Raw genomic sequence first — 21,767 nt, forward strand, 5'->3', positions numbered from 1 at the left:
GGTTAACATGACGGTTAAGAATTGTTTTTCTGTTTAAGCAGTTTGAGGAACGAAAAGTGTGAGATTAAAACAATTTCAGTCATGAATCCTAGTTTTTTGAGTGAGATGGGTGCAGCCGGCGGACTTTTTGCTTACTTTTTTGACTGTAGAAAAAAGTAAGAGCCATCACGGCTTGAGTGAAAAATAATTAGGACAACATTGGTTTTAAATCATTCATATTTCTTTTTGCTAGCTTCGTAGCCTCAAATACAAGTACGCATTAATACCGTTTACTAATCAAAAAGCGCCTTTAGTATATTTCATTTCTATAGCCACGTTGATTATGTGACGGCATTATACCAATGCATTGTGAAATATTAATGGTATAAGAGTTGAAAAGCATGACACAAAAGATAGAATTATTAGCACCAGGTGGAGATATTGATGCCATAAAAGCAGCCATTGCATCGGGGGCTAATGCTGTGTATTGCGGACTTAATAAGTTTAATGCACGTAACCGTGCGGCCAACATTACTTACGATGATTTAAACGGCATATTGCGTTTGGCTCATCAGCACCAATGCCAGGTGTTTATCACCCTCAATATAATTATTGTCGAAAGCGAAATACCCGACCTTATTCGCTTGCTTAACAAATTAGTGAACACCAGCATTGACGGCATTATTATTCAGGATTTGGGCTTGTTTTATATCCTGAATAAATATTACGGGAGCATGATGATACATGCCTCTACTCAGATGACCACACACAATGAGGGGCAGATTAAATTTTTGAGTGCATTAAAAGCCACCCGTGTTAATCTATCGCGCGAGTTAAACATGGGTGAGATAAAGGCATTAACGGCCGAAGCACACCGCCATCAATTGCTTACTGAGGTGTTTGTGCACGGTTCGTATTGTATCTCATTCTCTGGCTTGTGCTACATGAGTTCTTTACATGGCAGTAATTCAGCCAATCGAGGTCGTTGCAGTCAGCCGTGTCGCGATCAGTACCAAACCACCTCTCAAGGCAGTGAGTTTCCGCTTAACCTAAAAGATAATTCCGCCTTTGAAAACATTGCAGAATTGGCCGAGGCAGGTGTTGACTCCTTAAAAATTGAGGGACGCATTAAAAAGTACCATTATGTGTACTTGGTGGTTGAAGCCTACCAGAAGCAACTCAAACGTTGGTACAATAATGAAGCATTGGAGCCAATGGATAAAATGCTGTACAAGGTGTTTAACCGCAACTTCACCAATGGTTTTTTAAGGGGCGATATTCATCAACAGATGTTTATCGAAAACCCACGTGATTATTCATCTACCCACTTGGCAAAGTTAAACGACGATGCTTCAGTTGCAGGTATTGAGCGTGCCGAAGAACAGCTGTATGCTGAAAAGGGCCTTTTACGCAGGGAAATAAAGCAGAAAATTGATGCCCTAAGTACTTGCAAAGGCTCCTTAAGTTTATGTCTAATGGGGCGGGTGGGCGAGCCTTTAAAGATACAAGTTAAAACACCCGAGCACAGCTTTGAATTACTGTCGGATGTGCTGCTCATGAATAGGGGGGTTAAAGCGTTGGATGAAAAAATGTTGCTCTCGCGTTTTAAAGCCATCAACGATACCGAATATAGTTTGGATGCCATCGATCTGAAACAATTGATGCCGAATGTGTTTTTACCCTTTAAGGAGCTAACAGTACTTAAAAATAAGCTATTATACATTATTAAAAACTCCAGGGAAAGCCACCTGGCCGTTCCAAAACCAGTATTGAATAAACCCAAAATTGAGCCTGGCAAACCGCATCTGTCGGTACTGGTTTCAACCGCAGAAGAGGTGCAGGAGCTGAGTGATTGTGAGGCTGATTTGTATTTTAAGTTACCCAATAGTATGGGTGCTAGCTTTGATGAGTTGCTGAACTTGTTTAACAAATATCCTCAGATTACACCATGGTTTCCCGCCGTGTTAATCGGCGCTGACTACAAAACAGCAGTGGCGTTTTTACAGGCCTTAAAACCTCAGAAATTGGTTTGTGATAATACGGGTATTGCCTTTGAAGCCAACAAGCTTGCTTGCAATTGGATTGCCGGACCGCAGTTGAACATTGTTAACTCATACGCTTTGCTTTGTTTAAAGGAGAGCTTTAACTGTTCAGGCGCTTTTATCTCCAACGAAATTAAGCAGCATCAGATTAAAAACATTACCCGTCCTGATGATTTTCAGCTGCATTACAGTATTTTTCATCCGATTGTACTTATGTCCAGTCGTCAGTGTTTGTTTCAACAAACTGTAGGCTGCGAAAAAGAGAGCATGGACGATGAGTGCATGGTTACTTGTGATAAATCGGCCACATTAACGAATCTAAAAAACACCACATTCTCCATCGATAAAAATAGGGGAGAGTACCACCATATTTATCATCAAAACCACTTTTTAAATAGTACCATTCATACCGATTTACCCAATACCTTTAGCAGTTTTTTAATCGATTTACGTAACAACCCTAGTGAAACCAATAAAGTGGCTGATAAAAAAGCTTTGGTGAAACTATTTACTGAGCATTTAAAGGGTGATTTAAGTGCAAGTCATAGTCTGCAAGAGCAATTGGGTACAACAACTTGTATTCAGTATCAAAACGGGCTGTAATAAGCTTGTCTTAAAAAAATACAACTAGCAGTCTATTGGTGTTATATAATGGGGTAATTACCAATTTTAGAGCAATTGATTTGTTAATTAAGCTCATAAGTGGTTAGTATTAAGGTATCTTATTGTTATTAATACTTGTCAATTAACACACTTTAACTACCTTTATTTCAGGATGCCTTAAGCACGAATGTATCTAATACTATTCTAGTTAATAAGCTAACTAACCTTTATTCTAATGAAAAATCTATTCTATTTAGCGCTTTTTAGTATTGTAATAATCGCTTGCGAACAAAACAAGCCAGAGCCAAATCCTACTCCGGAAAACACCAACATTTTAGATTCAATTTGTGTTAATTGCTTTGCCTTTGATAGTGAGGGGACGGTTTGGATAGGCACCCTTAGTCAGGGCTTGGTTAAACATAATTCAACCGAAACAAAGGTGTTTAATGCCAGTAATTCATCAATAAATAATGCACCAATATGGGATATTGAAATTGATAATGATGATAATGTATGGCTGGGGACTGATGGTTTAGTTAAGTTTGATGGTGCTAACTTTACAAGCTATACTACCGTCAATTCCAATATTCCTGAAGATGTTGTTTGGTCCCTTGCTGTTGACTCTAAAAATAATATTTGGGCGGCATCAAATCGTTTTAGAGAGGGTGGTTTAGTTAAGTTCGATGGAAACGACTTTGAGGTTTTTTTACCCGATAACTCTGCACTACCTCGCAATGAAGTGACTTGTATAGCCATTGACCATGAAGACAATGTTTGGCTTTCGGTAACGCATAAAGTTAATGACACTTTTCTTGTTCGTATTTCTGATGATCAATGGACCATTTATGACCGTGATGATTTCGGTCAGGAATTATGTTGGATCAGTAAAATAGAATTCAATAACCAGAATCAGGTTTGTGGAACAATTAGAAATGGGTATTGTGGAGGAAGTGATAAGCGTCCGCGCATTTTCGAATTTGATGGAAACAGTGTAGAGTTTACAACCATGGAGGAGGGGACTTATACTGAGGAATTTAGTACGATAATGGTGGATAAGGATGATAATTACTGGTGCACTTTTGGAAGTGGCTATGCTTACTACGATGGCATGCAATGGCATAAAACAAAGTCTGATGTGATAGAAAATGATGGAGGTAACTCCTACAAAAACGCTTATTTTGCTATAGAACAAGCGCCTGATAGAAACATTTGGTTGGGAACAGATATTGGCATAGAGGTTTTAGAGATTAACGAGTAAGAAGCTGTTTATTATAGTTGTTTATGGAATTCAACAATAACATTTCAGTTGCCGCAAAAAGATTGACTCAAAACTATCAGCTAATGTTTAAATTTTAATGCTACTGAAATTATATGAGTTTGATACACATAGCTTAAAATCCTATGCAATAATTTACGAGTGGCATTATTTATAAAGTAAACATTTTTCACATACTTAACTCCAAACCAATAATGAAACACATCATACTTTCAATTCTTCTTTTTAGCGTATATTCTACTGAATCTAAAGCTCAGTCGATAAATTCATTACGAGATAGTATTTATGCAGTTTTAAACACAAAAACGGCTTTTGTTGGGGTGGCTATTCAGGGCATGTATGCGAATGATACGCTTTCGATCAATGGCGATAAGCACTTACCCATGCAAAGTGTTTTTAAGTTTCATTTGGCATTGGCTGTTCTCAATCAGGTTGATAAAGACCGTTTACGAATAGACGACACATTGGTAATTAATAAAGAGATGCTTAGTAATTATGCTCATTTATGGAGTCCGCTGCGCAAAAAATACCCCAATGGGGCAGAGCTAAGTATACAAGAGGTATTGTACAATACGGTGGCCTGGAGCGATAATTTGGGCTGCGATATGCTAATTGAATGACTAGGAGGGGTGCATGTGCTACAAGATTATTTACACGCGCTGGGGATTCAAGACATTGCCATTGTGCATAACGAAATAAGTATGCAGTCTAATTGGATCAATCAGTATGACAACTGGACCACGGCAAAGGCAGCCAAGCAATTATTACGTTTGTTCCACTCCAATGCCAACAAGCTTTTAAGTAAGGATAGTTACGATTTTCTTTTGCAGACATTAAAAGACACGCAAACGGGTCAAAAAAGTATTCGGGGACAATTACCTACTGAAACTATAATAGCGCATAAAACTGGTCATTCAGGTAAAAATAACACTGGTTTAACGGGAGCTTTAAATGATATTGGAATCGTTTACATGCCCGATGGATCGTATTTTTATTTAAGTGTTTTTGTAAGTAATTCAATGGAAAGTACCGAAGAAAGTCAAGTGATAATTGCCGAGATAGCCAGCTTAGCCTATGATTACTTTCGAGCTAAGTAAAAGAACAAAAAAAAAATCGGGTGTGAGCTCCTGAATAATCAGTGCTCACACCCGAACAAAATATTTTATTATAAGTAAGCAGTAAACTACTGCGCATTTAATTCTTCTGAAACAATAAATTTGGTTCCCTGTACGGTGGCTTGAACGGCTAGGCCTTTATCAGCAATTTGATACAAGGTAACACCTTCGGCAACGGTCATTCCTACTGCCACAGATCCGCCTTCACCTTCTTTACCACTGTCAGCAGTCGCATCCGCCTGGCCATCGGCTGACCAACCACTCTCTAAAAAGTTGTCGTAGGCCGCTTTATCGCTAAATAGAAATACGGCATAGTATTTTTTAAAACCGATGCCTATTCCTGCACCAAACGAAAGCATTTTTACATATACTTCTTCACCAGTTACATTGTTGTGCGCTTTACCACCTCCATTACCCGAGGCCAAAACAAACAGGTTAACACCTGTATTGGCAAAGGCAGCATAACCATAGGATTTGGCCATTTCTGCCTGAGAAGAGGGATAAGCCTTGTACATTTCCTTTACGGCAACCGACTTGTTCTTTTCGAACTTTTTACGTTGTTTCTTAAGGTTTTTTTCCTTTTTAGCATCATCCTTTTCTTGAGCTTGTATCGGTTGATAAGCACTACTTAAGAATGCAAACAATAGGGTAGCGATGATAAAAGTTACTTTTTGTTTCATGATGAGTTTTTCTAATGTTAGTCAATAATGTAATGACAAATAATTAATCGAATTGTTTTAGACAGGTGGCTAGTAATCAATTCCTATGCCAAAATTGAAAACCCTTACTACAAGTGGGTTATAAACACAAAAAAAGCACTTACCAGTATGGCAAGCGCTTTAGATTTTTCATTGTAATTTATATCTTAGCTTTTCTTCGAACGCGATCGTCTGTCACCAGCGTGGCTGGCAACTGATCCATCCAGTAAGCCATTGTACTGACTCATATCTTTTAAAAGCTTTTTAGCTTCCTCCAATTCAATGTCATTCTGTAAGCTGGCTTTAATAGAACCTTTTTGGTAATAATAGCGCTTGGTTATCTCCAGCACCATTAGCTCCTTTATTTCGTCCTCAAATTGATTCATATCCTTGGCTACATCCAACTTAAGAATCTCCTCCATAGCGGTAAAATCTTCTTCAGCTTTTTCGTAGTAACCTTCGCGTTTGGCTGTTTTAACCAATTCTTTCAGCTTTTCTTGCGATAATGATTCGTATTTGAAATCTTCTTTAGCTTCAACAAAAGCAATAAATTGAGTATACTCTTCATCAGAAATGGTGAATGTTTCAGGCGCATCAATTGTTTTGTTACGCAATACAAATTCAGTGGCATAATCAAAAATCATTTGCTGTACAACCAGTGCAAAAGTTACATTGGCGTATTTGTGCGATGTAACTTTAATATCGGGTGATACACCACCACCATCAAATACAGAACGACCATTTTTTGTTTTAAACTCACTAATGAGTGAATCGGCAACAAGACCAACGGCACCATCTTCATCACGGTGTGTATAATCAACTGCCTGAATGCATCGGCCCGATGGAATATAATATTTGGCTGTAGTTACCTTAAGCTTGGCGTTGTACGACAGAGGACGTGTTGTTTGAACCAATCCTTTACCAAAGGAGCGCTGACCCAATACCACAGCGCGGTCTAAATCTTGTAAAGCACCCGATACAATTTCAGAAGCTGATGCTGAACCACGACTGATGAGTACAGCCAAAGGCATTACAGTATCAATTGGTTGACGCATGGCTTTGTAGCTTTTGTCCCATTGCTTAACCTTACCACGTGTGCTAACTACTTCAGAGCCTGATGGCACAAAAAGGTTAACAATTTTCACTGCTTCATCTAATAAACCACCTGGGTTAGCACGTAAATCGAGTACAATGCTTTTGGCACCTTGCTTATCGCGTAAATCTAAAAATGCTTTTTCAATTTCACGAGCACAGTCTTGCGTAAAGTTATTCAGTTGAATAATACCGGTTTCGTCGTTGACCATTCCATAGTAAGGCACCGCATTAATTTGTATTTTCTTGCGTTCAATTTCAATGGTTAAAGGTTTTTTCTCTCCCGGACGTTCCACCTTAACTTTTAAGGTTGTGTTAGCGGCTCCTTTTAAGTTGTCGCTCACATCGGAGGTAGCCTTCCCAACCATGTCTTTGCCGTTAATCTCGAGTATTTTGTCACCAGCTTTTAAGCCTGCAATTGCTGCCGGAAAACCTTCATAAGGTTCGGCAATTACAACGTACTCATCGCGCTTTGAAATTAATGAACCAATACCAGCATATTCACCTGTGGTCATAAAACGGAAATCTTCCATGTCCGACTCGGGTATGTAGGTTGTATAAGGATCTAATGACTCCAGCATGTTATCAATACCTGTTGAAATTAATTTCTCAGGATTGGTCTCATCCACGTAGTAGCTGTTAAGCTCACGAAAAAGCGTGTAAAAAATATCGAGGTTTTTTATAACATCGAAGTTGCGTTTATCATCATTAAAACTGTAAAGTCCTAACAACATCACTGCTACAAGCGACATGCTTGCAATCCATTTCACTTTACCGGTTCTTAAAAAGTTGTTCATATTCTGTTTTTCTAATTTTTTACCTGAGTTGTCGAGCTTTTAGCTTAAAGTAAATCTCATTAAAGCTCTTATTTTAGAGTGGTTCACAAAGTTAATATTTCATACAAAAGTACCAAGTTGTTAGGTACAAAGGCAAATGATACCGTTAAAGATAAGCAAATAATGTGTGTGAAAGTTCAAAATGTGAAGTGGATAAGCTTGTTAATGACGCAGTTCATCGTGCATTTCTTTGCATTATAAAGGGACTCCCATTAAAAGTTAAAGTTGAGTTAAACCCGCAATATGCATTAGAAAATCTATTACACATTGAAATTGCTTCATAACAAGTCACTTCGTTATTTCATCTCAACTCACCAGAACGGTGCTATGCCTCGTTTCGATAAAACCTTGTTTTATTGCACTTTCAATGTTCATAACTACATTCTAATACATAATCCGGGTTAAAGGGATAAGTATGAATGAATAAACATCTAATTATACCATTTATATTTCATAATGCGCTGGTATAATGCCGTCACATAATCAAGGTGGTTTTAGAAATGGAATGCACTAAAGGCACATTTTGATTAGTGAACGGTATTGCCTTTCCCGAGGCACTCGAACTGCCTGCTTATTGAGTTTCCATCTTCATCAGTAATGAGTAGGGTATGCGAGCCTTTATCAGGTGCAATTTCCATTTGATGCGTGTAAATTGTTTCTCCCAAATATTCATTGTCGAGATGCCAATACAAACGTGCCGACCGCTTTTGGTGTGTGGCTTTACAAATGATGCGGCCCAGCTTGCCATCTATTTCTCGCGGAACATAAAGCTGTGCATAGGCCTGGGGATAGATGATTTCTATTGTTTGCTGTTGGGCTTTACATCCCTGTTTGAAAGGTGGCAAAGGTTTGTAAAGCGGATGGCGAGATTGATAATACCAGGCCATAACGGGAGGTAGCACAAACCAACTTTTGTGATGCATGGAGTGGGGTGGATAACAATTGGCATTAACCTGTTGCTGGCCCTTGCTATCTAAATGCACTAAGCGATGATAAGGGCAAACTGGTAAGTCGTGTTTGACTGCTGTAATGTAAAGTGAATCAATATCGTGGCAGTGTTGTGAGGCTTTGTACCCGCTCTGCTGACAAATAGCGGTTAATTGCATATCGTCAAAGGGTTGTTCAAACCATGAGGTAGTTGGCAGTTGGCGGTATAGTTCGAACATAACGGGAGCAGCCGCACTACCACCGATAATTCCTGGTCGTCCTTCGCCACTGGCATTACCCACCCACACACCAACCGTGTATTCGGGTGTTACTCCAATTGACCAGGCATCGCGATAACCAAAACTGGTGCCTGTTTTCCAGGCAATTTTTCTGCCCGAGGTAAAGTTTTCCCATCCAGTTTCTTCATCAGGTCGTTGCACATTGGTTAGTGCTTCAAAAGTATGGTAAACCGATGCTGCTGATATTACATCCGGTGTAAAAGTATATCCACCTGTCTTTACCTCTTGTTCTTCAGTTAATTGTGCTAAGCGATAGTCAGAAGTAATATATTGCCCCGAATGGGAGGTATAGGTGCTTAAACTACGTGCCATGGATGAATAGGCCGATGATAATTCATATAAACTGGTTTCGGCACCTCCTAATATTAGCGATAATCCATAATGTGAGGCTGATTTGCTAATACTGGATAAACCAAGTTTTGGCAGTAAAGCATGGAATTTCTCGGTTCCATAGTTATTTTGTAAGCGGACAAAGGGAACATTCAGGGAACGTGAAAGAGCCGAGTGGGCTGCCACAGCTCCATCGAATTGGCGTGTGTAATTTTTGGGTGAGAAATCGCTGTAATAGGTTGGTATATCCGCCAGAAGCATGTGCGGTAACAATAAACCGTCGTCCAAAGCCGCTGCATATAAAAAAGGCTTTAAGGTACTACCTGTACTTCTTTGTGCCTGGATGATGTCCACATCGTGCCCGTGTTCATTTGAATTAAAGGCAGAATTACCAACGTAGGTCAATACCTTGGCACTGGGATTATGAATGATAATAACGGCCAAATTATTGATAGCGTTATGTCGATTAATGCTGTAAAAGTTATCGACCAGCTGCTTAGCTTGTTCTTGTTGGCTTTTAACAAGTGTTGAGCGGTAACTGTTTTTAGCTTTTGTTTGGTGTAGTGTATGGAGCAGGTGAGGAGCTACTTGAGGTAATGGCAGTGGCTTTTCGGGCAATGGCTCGGCGCAAGCCAGATAATGTTCAGTCGAATCAATAATGTGCTTGTTTAATAATTTATTCAGTAGCCTGTTGCGTTTTTGCAATAAGGTTTCTCTGTTTCTTCCTGGGTGAATCAAAGCCGGAGCGTTAGGTAAAACAGCTAATAGTGCAGATTCGCTCCACGAAAGCTCGTGTGATGAACGACCAAAATAGCGCCATGCGGCTGCTTCAATGCCCACCACATTTCCACCAAATGGGGCATGGGCAGCATATAATGCCAGTATCTCATCCTTTGAATAGCGCAATTCTAAACGGGTGGCTTGTATGGTTTCAATCAGCTTGTTCCAAAGCGTTCGTTTTTTGTTAAAAGCCAATCGAATTACTTGCATCGAAAGGGTACTGGCACCACTTTTAATTCGTCCTCCACGTAAATTTTGGTAGCCGGCTCGCGCAAATGAAGCGGGGTTAAACCCGGGGTGATAATAGAAATACTCATCCTCAAAAAGAATAATAGACTGGGAAAATTTATCGGCAACACTATCAGATGCTTCAAATCGCCATTGGCCATCGTCGGCGATGTGAGCAGATAATAATTCTCCATTTCTATCGCTTAATACAGAAGAGTAGGGTGTTTGAAACAAGGTAGTAGGTAAGCAAAAATAGTAAGCTGCTAGTGCAGATAGTAGGAGTGCCCACAGTTTTTTTTTGTAGTGTTTTAGAAGAACCTTGTTCATGGCTTTCAAAATTATAAGGAAAGTGCGAAAAAGCCAGTGAAAGGATGTGATCTTTATTGAACACTACAAGTAAAGATCACATCCGATGGTTTAAAGGTATACTACAAGAGTGAATACAAAGCTTCTGCCAGGTGCATAAATGGCTTCGCTACTTCCTTTTACTGAACGTGATAAATGTTCGTAATAGGTTTTGTCCAATATGTTGTGAATGGCCAGATTTGATTCAATAAACTTGTTGAACTGGTAATTAATCGATGCATCAAGTAAAGTAAAAGCAGGTGTGCTACTTTCGCCATAACTTAATGCAACGCGCTTTTGTTGCCATGCATGACGTAAATTAAGCTGTGGTCGTAAGCGATTATTAAAATAGCGACCACTAAGAACGTAACGAAAATCCAAGGGTGGAATCTCTGCTAAAGGCTCGTTGCTGTCTTTATTTTCGCCATGGGTATAAGCTAAACTTAAGCGGTGTTGCAAGCGAGCAGTTAGCTTTTGTAGGTATACTGCTTCAAAACCTATTAACTGAGCTTGCTTAATGTTGGTATATTGTCGCACACCCGGAGCACTCGGCATTTTAGGTGGTATATCATCCCGTATCTCCGACGAGATGTAGTCATTTATTAGTGATGCGAAACCCGTGAGTTGCAATTGTGCTGAACCACTGCTATAGTTAATACTAAGGTCGACTTGATTGTTTTTTCCGAGTCTAATAGTGGATTACCAAGCATCTCGTAGGGATCAACTCCTATTGGTAAAAAGTTAATGTAGCGTTCACTTAGGCTGCCACTTCGCTGGGCATGACCCAACCATAACTCAGCACGCCATTTGGATGATAATGAACGATTAATCCCAATACTGAATGAGGGGTTGATGGTGTTAGAACTCATGCTGCTATAATAGGCGGCAAAAGCATCGTCTGGCTTGTGTGCTTTGGCCTGGTTATACTCAATGCGACTTGCATACACCAACTGCCAGTGCTGAAAATTCTGCTGGAACTCTCCAAAAATGCCCATTTTATTAATTGCTGCATCTTGCCACACATTGTCGTAAACGGTGTTTCCCGTATTCGGACCCATTAAAAAATGACGGCTCCGTTCGCCCTCTGCTTTGTCGCCCCTAAAATCGGCACCCACATAAAGTTGATTGCTATCAAATACCCAATGCCCTTCGGTTCGACCACCATAATTAAGCGTCTTAGCAGCTGTAACGGCATCAACCATGCGTGGATCAGTTGGTTTGTCAAAGTTATCCATCAAGTGATCGACATAAGTACTATATATACTCGTACTCCATGTTTGCAGATGGCCGTTAAACCGAGTGTTATGGTGGATGCTACCTAGCCAAGTATCATCTTTGCGCAAATCCATAGGTAATGCAGGAAAGTCAACATCTTTGGCGTAGTTATGACTCACATTCAAACGGATGTTCTGATTGTCGTTTAGTCGAAAATTCATTATGCTACCGAAGTTGTTACGGTAGAAGCCAGACTGTACTTCTCGTCCATCGCCATCTTCATAATTCGTTCCGCTCGACAAAGCTCCAAATAGTTTAATATCGTATGCTGAACCATTGAAGCCAATACGTCCTTCGCTGCGATAAATAGTACCATTACTCTCATAACTGCCCGACAAACGACCGTTTACCTTTGGTGTTTGGCCATAAGTGGCTTGTTCGGTTTGAAAGTTAATGGTGCCTCCAAAAGCATTGCCATAGCGTAAGGAATAGGGGCCTTTTAAAATGCTAATTTGCGATAGCATGTTAACTGGTATTTGACTGCTGGGCGTATCCATCCGATTAGGACAAGCGGCATTGGCACTTTGGGCACCATCCAAAACAATGTTCAGTTGCTCGTATTTGAATCCTCTAAGTACAGGATCAAAGCCATAGTTGCCACTTTTACGAATCAGTGCTATTTCGGGCACTTGGGCCAAAACTTGGGTTGCATCATGCGATAAGCGGTGTTGATTATTAACAAGAATAGATAATGAGTCGTCAAGGTTTTCGTGTAGGGCGATAATTCTCACTGGCTGTATTTCAAATTTCAGCCTCGACCAATAAATTGTTCCTTGTTGAATAATGGACGCTATTTCAGCACTTGGTATACTTAGTTGCCCATAGTTTAAGTGCGAAATAACTAATGTGGATTGCTGATCATTGGTAATGGCGATCATTCCTTTGTTATCGCTTATACCTCGCGTTGTGCCATACGAATAACTGGCATTAATAATAGGTGTTTGATGTTTCTGATCAAGTAGCTGTATTGTTTGAGCAGATACTTGATATGAAATAAGACACATCCAAAACACCATCAATACGTTTATATTTTTCATTTTACGATTGTAGATGATGAAACATAGGCGCGCACACAGCTATCACTTCAAAGGTAGATAGTGTATGAGTAAGAGATTGATTATATGTTACATCAGTACTTGGGGAGGTTTAAAAACTTCGCTGTAAAACGATTGCTTTATCAATAGAAGTGTCCAACAATACTTAATGGATTGAACAGGATTTATTGGTGTAAGCATCAGCTTATTGATCCTAAAAAAATCAATGATGAGTTTTCGCTTGACAGGATTAGGGTTGCTTTTGTCCTGCTCATTTTGTTGTTCCATTTGCTTTTTCAGATGGCAGCAACCTTGGCAACTATTATCTTCCACATCTTTTTCTACACATAAATATTTGGCAATGTATTCTTGATTCAGCTTAAAAACAAAGATGTTAAACGAGTCTCCAAGTGAAGCTGTTAAGCTGGTGATGCCAAGTAATATGATGAGAGTTTTTTTCAAAAAATGATGGATGTGTTATGCTTAATAACAATGGCACATCCTCATTGTTTCTAACAATATATCTTAAAAATCATTTTTGGCGTTACCTCGGAATTTAAAGTTGTAAGTAACAGTGAATATGGGTTGAGCAAAAATTGACATTTTATAGCCCTGCACTTGTTCTCCCTCCGTTCTAAAGAAGATGTTGTAAGTATTTTGTCGTCCCATTAGGTTATAAACTGCAAAAGTCCAGGAGCTATGGTTCATTTTTTTCTTTACTAAATTACCATTGATAGTTGCTGCCATATCTAAACGGATGTAATCGGGCATGCGCATGGTATTTCGATCAGAGTAATATACTTTTTGGCTACCACCAAATTCGTAATAAGCAACTGGTGCCGTAAACGGTCGCCCTGTGCTATAAAAAAAGTTGGATGAGACATTCAAACGTCGGCTAAATTTATAGTTGGCAACAAATTTAAAATCATGTGGTTTATCGTAGTTGGCCGGAAAATAGTCGCCATTATTAACTTGTTCCTCATCAAATTCACTGTCGATTTTATGCAGAATACGGGAATAGGTATAATTGACCCATCCGGTTAATTTGCCTCTTTTCTTTTGAACCATCATTTCAACACCGTAGGCTTTACCTTTTCCGTTTAACACATCGGTTTCTAAATGTTCATTCATCACGAGTTGAGCCCCGCCTTTATAATCGATAATGTTGTCCAGCTTTTTATAATAGGTTTCAATTGATGCTTCAATACTGTTGCTTCTCATATTTTTATAAAAACCAATGGAGTATTGATCGCCACGTTGTGGTTTAAGGTATTTGTCGCTTAATTTCCAAATGTCGGTTGGCGCCATGGCGGCTGTATTAGATATCATTTGTATGTATTGATACATGCGATTATAACCGAGTTTAATGGAGCTGGTTCCACTTAAGCGTATATTGGATGAAAAACGCAATTCGGGACCTGAATAAAAGGTAATACCTCCGTTGCCATGGTGTGTAGTATCGCTTATATTATCCACCGTTCGGGGCAATCCTGATGTATAATTGAATTGGGTTTTAGGACCAAAATTGGTATACATCGAATACCGTAATCCAGCTGATAGAGACATGAAGTTAGTTAACTCAAATTCATCGCTAATATAAAGAGCTGCTTCTAATGCTTGTTCTTTTTCCAGTTCTTTATAAGCTATTAACGATTGAGTGGATGTTGGTGTTTGGGTGCCAGGAGCTAAGTTGTACCAAGTGGCATTTAATCCAAAATCAAATTTATGGTTCTTATTTGACAAATAGGAGAAATCGGATTTAAAGCTATATTGATTCAGTTGGTAATCGATTTCGTGCAATAGGCTTGAGTCGGCACGTGATTCGTTGGTGTAGTCATAATTACTTATGATGCCAGAAAATGTGGAAAACAATTTTGGACTAAAAATATGTTTCCATTTAATGGTTGAAGCAATTGTATTATAGGCAAAAGCATCTTCGGTATAATAATCAAAATCATCATGACTATAATATCCAGATAAATAAAGGCTGTTTTTATCATCTACATCCCACGAGAAACTACCTTGTAAATCATGAAAATTAGCTGAGCTATTTTTAAGTTTTGGATCATCTAAAAGCTTTAAAACCCAATCGGAATAGGTGGTGCGCGCTGCAATAATAAATGAGCTCTTATTTTTTACAATGGGCGACTCCAGTGTTAATCGACCAGAAACCGGACTAATTCCACCATTAAGTTTGGTCTCTTTTCGGTTTCCTTCTTTTACAGTCATGTCCATAACCGATGAAACACGCCCGCCATACTTGGCTGGTATGCCACTTTTATAAAGTGTAATATCCTTAATTAGGTCGGCATTAAATCCCGAAAAGAACCCGAAAAAATGGGAGGTATTCATAATCGGCGCATCATTCAATAGAATTAGGTTTTGGTCGGTACTTCCTCCTCTTACATTAAAACCGTTAGATGCCTCGCCAACACTTTGAACACCGGGTAATAATAATGTGGTTTTTATAACATCAGCCTCACCCATACCTAACGGTAGTTGTTTAAGTGTTTTCATGGTTATTTTATCCATCCCCATTCTTAGGTTGCGCACCGGGTCTTCTGTTTTGGCAGTGATGGTTACTTCTTTTAGTGATGTTGGTTTACTTTTCATCTCCACATCCAATGAGCCATCGGAGTGGATGACAATATTTCGAAATGTTGTTTTCATTCCAATGGAGCGGTACTCAACCTTATAGCGACCTTTGGGTAAGGAAAATGAATAGTGCCCATATAGGTTGGTAATGGTGCCGTTTTTTAAGTCGTTAACATACACGACAGTTCCTACCAAGGGTTCGCCACTTTCTATATCGGTTATTTTACCGCTTAATGTGGCTTGTTTTGTATGTGTGCCTTGGCCTTGATTACCAATGGAAAAAACTAAATACTCTTTACTAATTGTCGTTTCTTCTTCTTTATCTCTTTTGGGTGCCTCATATACTATAGAGTCGAGTTGAATGGATTCTTTGTCTTTTATGTAATTGGCAAAAAGAGTAGAATAGTTATTTTTTACTTGGTAATTCTTGGTAAATACAACCTTATTGGGTTCTATAATGGTGTATTTTAACTGGCTAACTGATGCTAACCAATCAATACTTTGCTTAATGTTACTGTTTTGGAAGTTGACATCAAAGTGCAAGCTGTCGGTCCATTCCGGAGAATAAAAGAAATGGTATTCTGTTTGGTTTTGAATTTGACTAATTATATTCTCAAATGAAACAGAATCTTTTTGGAAACTAACTGTTTGACCTTTAATGATAATAAAAGGGAGTAATAAAAATAATACGGAGAGGCGCTTCATGGCTTAGGCTTATAGGGTCGCGGTGAATTGTATGAGTTGGGTTAATTGCTTTCCAGACATCTTGTTGTAAGAGAAGTAGATGGATTTAATTTTTTTTCGTACGACTTTCTTTTTATCAGGAAATAATGCAAGCAGTTGTTTCTTTTTGGTAATGTTATAATATCGATTGTCGATACGTAGAAATCGTTGTTGCTTGTATTGGTAGGTGTCAAGAGCGTTATCAACCCCAAGCAGTACCATATGCTTAATTAGTAATTCAGTTTTACTGGTTTTATAAAGACATTCGTAAAAACCGGTATTCAAGGTGTTTAGGCAATTTTCTTTTTTGTAGTTGATGAATTGGTAGGACCTGGATTCCAGTTGAATGTTAAATGAATCAACCAGTGTTTTATTTAGTTCGATGTAAACATTCGCAAAGTCATAATACTCAGGATTAACAATCAGCAAATCTTTGTAAATGTCATAGTTTAATTTTTTATCCTCAAAAACATAACCTTGCATATAAATGGTTCCAAAACCTGCAACGGATTCAAGGTATGGGTTCTCGTGTTTTGGAAGATGGTAAGGTTTGTATTCTCTGCCATTAATGAATAAAAACTCATTTTTAAACTGGTTTTCGTACACCTCAATAGCTAATTTACTTTTGCTTTGAGTTATTTCACCAGTATTTTGGGCTGCTAGTTTTACTAAACTTATACTTAAAAGTATAGCAAAACAGCAAAAATGCTGTAGATTAGGGCGTAACATAAATAGGTTAATTGTTGTGTTTGGAGCAAATTTAATAAAACAACTGGATTGTTAATGAATTAGAACTAAGATTTTAGTTTTATAACTAAATTATTTTTTGCAGCTTTGAATCACAATTAAACATGACCAATACTTAATCTACTCTCAATGTATAGAAAACTATTCTATGCGCTTATTATTTCTATAGCGCTGTACTCTTGTTTAGAACCTTATAAATTAGATGTTTCTGATTACGAAAATCTTTTAATTGTAGATGCTTTAATTACGGATGAAGATAAGAACCACCAAGTTTATTTATCCCGATCAATTTCTAATTTAGACGAAGAACCTCAGAAAGTGTCGAATGCTCTGGTAATTATTAGAGATCAATTCAATAATGAAGAAGTGTTGACGGAAATAGCGCCTGGTATATATGAGACTGATTCATTTCAATTCAAAGTTCAGGTCGGTAATACTTATGTGCTTTCAATTAGAACAACCGATGGACAAGAATATGAATCTGTGGCATGTGAAATTTTGCCAAAATCATCTATCAATAAGGTTCATTACAAACGAGGGAAAGATTGGAGTGCAGATCAAACGCAAGAGTTTCTTGGCCTTGATATTATGGTTGATGGAGGTTCATATAATGGTGGCTTTGTTAGATGGATTTATGACGAGGATTGGAAGTTTAAAGTACCTTTTCCAACCAAAATGGCATACGATGAAGAAAGCGATGATTGGGTTTTAATACCAGCGGAGAACGTACAATGCTGGAAGCACTCACAATCGAATAAAATGGTAGTTCATTCTTTTGCCAATCAATCAAATACACAAATAAAAAACAAAAAAGTTTGTTTTGTGCCTTCAAAAGCCACTGATAAACTTTCTGTTCGATATAGTATATTGGTTAAACAACTAAGTATCTCGCGAAATGAATTTGATTTTTGGAGTAAATTAAAGGTTTCATCTGAAGATGTTGGTGATTTTGCGGGAACCCAACCATTTTCTATCGTTGGAAATATAAAGAATATAAACAATCCCAAAGAACCTGTTTTAGGTTTCTTTCAAACAGGAAGTGTTAGCTCTAAGCGGCTATACATTAATCGATCAGATGCGACGGACTTAGGTTTACCAATAATTCCATATGACCATAATTGCAGAGTGGATTCGTTTAAAGTTGATGGTAAGCCTTACACTTCATTAATGGAGATATATGAACAGCAGGTGTTGAATGGGTCTTACTATATGCACGATGGAATTTTCGACGAAAATTCTGGAAGATTAGCAGGTTTTTTACTTACTAGCCCAAAGTGTGCCGACTGCCAAGTTACAGGTAACATAAATAAACCCTGGTTTTGGGAAGATTAAGTATATGAATGGAGTCATGAGATTTACTTCACTTAGGAGTTGGATTAATTCTGGCGAGTTCCATGCGGCAATCAAACAAAATTTAAACAAATGAAAAAAATAGTTTTATTAATACTCATTGCTACCTGCCTAACCAAGCTAGCCATGGGACAAGAGCGAATTCTTTTAACAAGTGATCGTGATGTTTATATAGGAGGAGAAGAGTTGTGGCTCAATTTGACGAGTACTACTTTAAGTGAAGATTCTCATACAATTTCCAGTAAGGTGGCCTATCTTGAATTGATAAACTCCAATAATGAACCTGTTATTCAAGAGAAAGTATTGCTTCATAATGGGCGGGCAGCGACAAAAATTCTGTTGCCCGATACAATATCAACAGGAAATTACTTATTAAGAACCTACACCCGTTGGATGACGAATTTTGACGCTTCCTATTTCGATACTAAACTAGTATCCGTCATTAATCCTTTTGTAAAAAACTCATTGCCTAATATTAATGAAGCCAATAAAAATAATGATGATAAGGTGGATTTAATGTCAGAATCAAGTGAGCTGATAACTGGCTTAAAAACAACATATGCTAATCGACAAAAAGTAAGCTTCCAGATAGAATATGAAAAAGATGTTGTTAGCACTGTGGTTTCAGTAGCAAAGGCATGTTTGTATAATAACTTAGAGAAGCAAAAGCAGCCTGCGCAAAGTCAGCAATTGAACGAGCAGCTTCTGGCGCCAGAACTTAAAGGTGAAATTATTAGTGGAACAATATCCAATATTGATGATGGCCACGCAATCGTAGATGAAAAATTAACTTTAAGCTTTGTTGGTAACAATCCAATTCTTGAGTTTGCAACGACCGATGAACAAGGGCGTTTTGCTTTTGAAGCAAATAGGTATGGAAAGCAAGAAATGGTTATTCAACCCTATTTGATTGATACAGCCAAACTAAATTATAAAATTACCTTATTAGATAATTTTAGTAATCAATTCAGCGATGAAATGCCCTTGTTATACATGGATTCGCTTCGGGTGAATGCCATAAACAAGGCCATTGTTAATATGCAGGTTAGTGCTGTTTACGACAGGCATTTGCCAGATTTGGCAATGATGGATTCAATTGAGAGTCAGCATGCATTTTACCATTACCCTGAAAAGTCAGTTTTAATCGATAAGTACATTGAACTACCAACGGTTGAGGAAATTATCAAAGAGATAGTGCCAAGTGTTGTACTTCGCAAATCAAAAGGAAAGTATGAGTTTCGTGTTTATGAAGATGACTCTTATTATCCAAGAGATGGTAAAACAATGGTTTTTATGGATGGTGTACCAATAGCTGATATTGATCGCATTCTAAAGATGAGTCCTGAATACCTGAGTAAGATTGATGTTCTGAATCTCAATTACTACTTGTTGAATGAGAACTTAGGTCGATTACTTCTGTTTTTTACCAAAGACGGTGATATGGGTAATATGGAGTTCGATACGCGAATTTTTCGACAGGTTCACAATGGCTACCAAAATTCATATTGTTTTATTAGTCCAGATTATTCTATAGAAAAAGTAAAGAATTCTCCGTTGGCCGATTATCGGAATCTTTTGTTTTTTAAAACTTTCGAAAGTCAATTGATGAATGAAAACGACGTGGTAGAGTTCTATACAGGAGATGATTCATCGGATTATATTGTAGAAGTTACTCAGATAAAAGCGGATGGCGATCGGCTAATATCAAGAACTAAAATGCGCGTAGAATAAGGTTTAGTATGGATGCTTTCGTATGATAATTTAAAAGCTCTTGAGGAATAATCGTAAAATTAATTAGCCGTCACTAGCTAAAAACTAACGGACTATTATAAATTTGTATCCTGTACAAAGATTTTCCTAATGAGAAGAGAATTTGATTTTTTAGTCATAGGTTCAGGTATAGCAGGTTTAAGTTATGCACTAAAAGTGGCTAAGTATGGTTCTGTTGCTGTTGTAAGTAAAACTGAAATTAAGGAGACAAATACTGCTTATGCTCAGGGAGGTATATCATCAGTAATGTATGAGCCTGATTCGTTCGATAAGCATGTGAAAGACACCCTAATAGCCGGTGATGGTTTGTGCGATATTGAAGCGGTAACAAAGGTGGTAAAAGAGGCGCCTGAGCAAATTCAACAATTACTCAATTGGGGAACTAACTTTGATAAGGATGAAAGCGGTAGGTTTGACTTGCATCGTGAGGGAGGTCACTCAGAGCATCGTATCCTGCACCATAAGGATAATACAGGTGAGGAGATTCAACGTGCATTAATTCATGAGGTTAAAAACCATTCTTCCATTCAGGTTTATGAAAATCATTTTGCAGTAGATGTTATTACCCAGCATCATTTGGGTAAGGTAACTGAACCGTGGATGCGCGATATTGAGTGTTATGGAGCGTATATTCTTAATAAGGATAATGGTCAGATTGAAACATTCTTAGCTAAAACCACCTTATTAGCTACAGGAGGCATAGGCAGTGTTTACCAAACAACAACTAATCCTTTAATTGCCACTGGTGACGGTGTTGCGATGGTTTTTAGGGCCAAAGGCATTATCGAAAACATGGAATTTGTACAATTCCACCCAACCGCATTGTATAATCTATCGGAACGACCATCTTTTTTAATAACTGAAGCCATGCGTGGTTATGGCGGTATATTACGCCGTCAGAATGGTCAGGAGTTTATGGAGGAGTATGATGAGCGTGGTTGTTTAGCGCCACGTGATATTGTGGCCAGAGCCATCGATAATGAGTTAAAAAACAGAGGAGAGGAGTATGTGTATCTTGATGTGACACATAAAGATGCTGAGGAAACCATGCAGCATTTTCCTAATATTTATAAGAAATGCCTGTCTTTAGGAATTGATATAACCAAAGAGATGATTCCTGTTGTGCCTGCAGCTCATTATTTATGCGGTGGTATTAAAGTAGATTTAAAAGGGCGTAGCTCAATAAATAATTTGTATGCAGCCGGCGAATGTGCTTCAACTGGCTTGCATGGTGCCAACCGTTTGGCAAGTAATTCCTTGATTGAGGCCTTGGTTTTTTCCAATGCAGCTGCTGAAGATGCCATTGAAAAACTGAAGGATTCGGTTTGTAATCAGCATATTCCAGATTGGAACGATGAAGGAACATCACACCCCGAGGAGATGATTTTGATAACCCAATCGAACAAGGAAGTGCAGCAAATCATGAGTAAGTATGTGGGTATTGTACGATCGAAAATCCGACTAAACCGTGCATATGATCGATTAGAGGTCTTGTATCGCGAGACGGAAGCCTTGTACCAGGATTCAAAAGTATCGGAAAAAATATGCCATTTGCGCAATAAAATTAATGTGGGTTACCTCATTATTAAAATGGCACGTAAACGAAAAGAAAGTAGGGGGCTGCATTATAACATTGATTATCCAACAAAATTGGATCATTGATGTATTTACCTGCTAAGGCTTTGCATAATGCTTGGATTTGTTACTTTTACAATCCAAATTC

13 protein-coding genes and 1 pseudogene are annotated in these 21,767 nt (G+C 38.3%); 6 read left to right on the plus strand and 8 right to left on the minus strand.

Going from position 1 to position 21,767, the window contains the following annotated elements:
- Positions 1-380: 380 nt before the first annotated feature.
- From FNN09_RS05415 to bla, 3 genes and pseudogenes are all read left to right on the plus strand, one after another.
- Entirely contained in the window at positions 381-2,624 is a 2,244-nt protein-coding gene (locus FNN09_RS05415) for a peptidase U32 family protein (RefSeq protein ID WP_143300473.1), read from the plus strand.
- A gap of 235 nt (positions 2,625-2,859) precedes the next feature.
- Entirely contained in the window at positions 2,860-3,882 is a 1,023-nt protein-coding gene (locus FNN09_RS05420; RefSeq protein WP_143300474.1) for a two-component regulator propeller domain-containing protein, read from the plus strand.
- Between the two features lie 353 nt (positions 3,883-4,235).
- Positions 4,236-4,997, plus strand: a pseudogene (gene bla / locus FNN09_RS21445) (class A beta-lactamase).
- Between the two features lie 86 nt (positions 4,998-5,083).
- Here bla and FNN09_RS05435 read toward each other — a convergent pair.
- The 8 genes from FNN09_RS05435 to FNN09_RS05470 all read right to left on the minus strand — a co-directional run bounded on the left by FNN09_RS05435 (position 5,084) and on the right by FNN09_RS05470 (position 16,906).
- Positions 5,084-5,695 carry a YSC84-related protein gene (locus FNN09_RS05435; RefSeq protein ID WP_143300477.1) on the minus strand — a complete coding sequence of 204 codons (612 nt, stop codon included), beginning with the start codon at positions 5,693-5,695 and terminating at the stop codon, positions 5,084-5,086.
- 185 nt (positions 5,696-5,880) lie between these two features.
- Positions 5,881-7,602 carry a S41 family peptidase gene (locus tag FNN09_RS05440; protein WP_143300478.1) on the minus strand — a complete coding sequence of 574 codons (1,722 nt, stop codon included), beginning with the start codon at positions 7,600-7,602 and terminating at the stop codon, positions 5,881-5,883.
- A gap of 566 nt (positions 7,603-8,168) precedes the next feature.
- Positions 8,169-10,532, minus strand: coding sequence for a penicillin-binding protein 1C (pbpC, locus tag FNN09_RS05445; RefSeq protein WP_143300479.1), 2,364 nt, complete (start codon positions 10,530-10,532; stop codon positions 8,169-8,171).
- Between the two features lie 90 nt (positions 10,533-10,622).
- On the minus strand, positions 10,623-11,180 hold the full coding sequence (locus tag FNN09_RS05450) for a TonB-dependent receptor domain-containing protein (RefSeq protein WP_255434048.1): 558 nt from the start codon (positions 11,178-11,180) through the stop codon (positions 10,623-10,625).
- The gene (locus tag FNN09_RS05455) at positions 11,153-12,862 is read right to left on the minus strand and encodes a TonB-dependent receptor plug domain-containing protein (protein WP_143300481.1); all 1,710 of its coding nucleotides are present in this window, start codon (positions 12,860-12,862) and stop codon (positions 11,153-11,155) included. Before FNN09_RS05455 ends, FNN09_RS05450 begins: the two co-directional genes overlap by 28 nt.
- Before the next feature lie 87 nt (positions 12,863-12,949).
- Complete coding sequence (locus tag FNN09_RS05460) at positions 12,950-13,321, minus strand: hypothetical protein (protein ID WP_143300482.1); 372 nt, start codon at positions 13,319-13,321, stop codon at positions 12,950-12,952.
- A 63-nt stretch (positions 13,322-13,384) separates the two neighbouring features.
- Positions 13,385-16,159 (minus strand): TonB-dependent receptor, encoded by a 2,775-nt coding sequence (locus FNN09_RS05465; RefSeq protein ID WP_143300483.1) that lies wholly within the window; start codon positions 16,157-16,159, stop codon positions 13,385-13,387.
- Positions 16,160-16,168: 9 nt separating this feature from the next.
- Entirely contained in the window at positions 16,169-16,906 is a 738-nt protein-coding gene (locus tag FNN09_RS05470) for a hypothetical protein (protein WP_143300484.1), read from the minus strand.
- A gap of 147 nt (positions 16,907-17,053) precedes the next feature.
- On the opposite strand from FNN09_RS05470, the gene FNN09_RS05475 reads away from it, so the two are divergent.
- From FNN09_RS05475 to nadB, 3 genes are all read left to right on the plus strand, one after another.
- The gene (locus FNN09_RS05475) at positions 17,054-18,256 is read left to right on the plus strand and encodes a DUF4249 domain-containing protein (protein WP_143300485.1); all 1,203 of its coding nucleotides are present in this window, start codon (positions 17,054-17,056) and stop codon (positions 18,254-18,256) included.
- A gap of 90 nt (positions 18,257-18,346) precedes the next feature.
- A complete protein-coding gene (locus tag FNN09_RS05480; RefSeq protein ID WP_143300486.1) occupies positions 18,347-20,005 on the plus strand; it encodes a hypothetical protein in 1,659 nt (552 codons plus the stop codon).
- A gap of 129 nt (positions 20,006-20,134) precedes the next feature.
- Positions 20,135-21,706, plus strand: coding sequence for an L-aspartate oxidase (nadB, locus tag FNN09_RS05485; RefSeq protein ID WP_143300487.1), 1,572 nt, complete (start codon positions 20,135-20,137; stop codon positions 21,704-21,706).
- The last annotated feature ends 61 nt before the right edge of the window (positions 21,707-21,767 follow it).

Origin of the sequence: Carboxylicivirga sp. M1479, assembly GCF_007097485.1 — a bacterium.
Taxonomy (GTDB): domain Bacteria; phylum Bacteroidota; class Bacteroidia; order Bacteroidales; family Marinilabiliaceae; genus Carboxylicivirga.

Bases quoted from the DNA above. Each gene is read 5' to 3' on its own strand.
- FNN09_RS05415 (WP_143300473.1), top strand. From the start codon at position 381: ATGACACAAAAGATAGAATTATTAGCACCAGGTGGAGATATTGATGCC.
- FNN09_RS05420 (WP_143300474.1), top strand. From the start codon at position 2,860: ATGAAAAATCTATTCTATTTAGCGCTTTTTAGTATTGTAATAATCGCT.
- FNN09_RS05435 (WP_143300477.1), bottom strand. From the start codon at position 5,695: ATGAAACAAAAAGTAACTTTTATCATCGCTACCCTATTGTTTGCATTC.
- FNN09_RS05440 (WP_143300478.1), bottom strand. From the start codon at position 7,602: ATGAACAACTTTTTAAGAACCGGTAAAGTGAAATGGATTGCAAGCATG.
- pbpC (WP_143300479.1), bottom strand. From the start codon at position 10,532: ATGAACAAGGTTCTTCTAAAACACTACAAAAAAAAACTGTGGGCACTC.
- FNN09_RS05455 (WP_143300481.1), bottom strand. From the start codon at position 12,862: ATGAAAAATATAAACGTATTGATGGTGTTTTGGATGTGTCTTATTTCA.
- FNN09_RS05465 (WP_143300483.1), bottom strand. From the start codon at position 16,159: ATGAAGCGCCTCTCCGTATTATTTTTATTACTCCCTTTTATTATCATT.
- FNN09_RS05470 (WP_143300484.1), bottom strand. From the start codon at position 16,906: ATGTTACGCCCTAATCTACAGCATTTTTGCTGTTTTGCTATACTTTTA.
- FNN09_RS05475 (WP_143300485.1), top strand. From the start codon at position 17,054: ATGTATAGAAAACTATTCTATGCGCTTATTATTTCTATAGCGCTGTAC.
- FNN09_RS05480 (WP_143300486.1), top strand. From the start codon at position 18,347: ATGAAAAAAATAGTTTTATTAATACTCATTGCTACCTGCCTAACCAAG.
- nadB (WP_143300487.1), top strand. From the start codon at position 20,135: ATGAGAAGAGAATTTGATTTTTTAGTCATAGGTTCAGGTATAGCAGGT.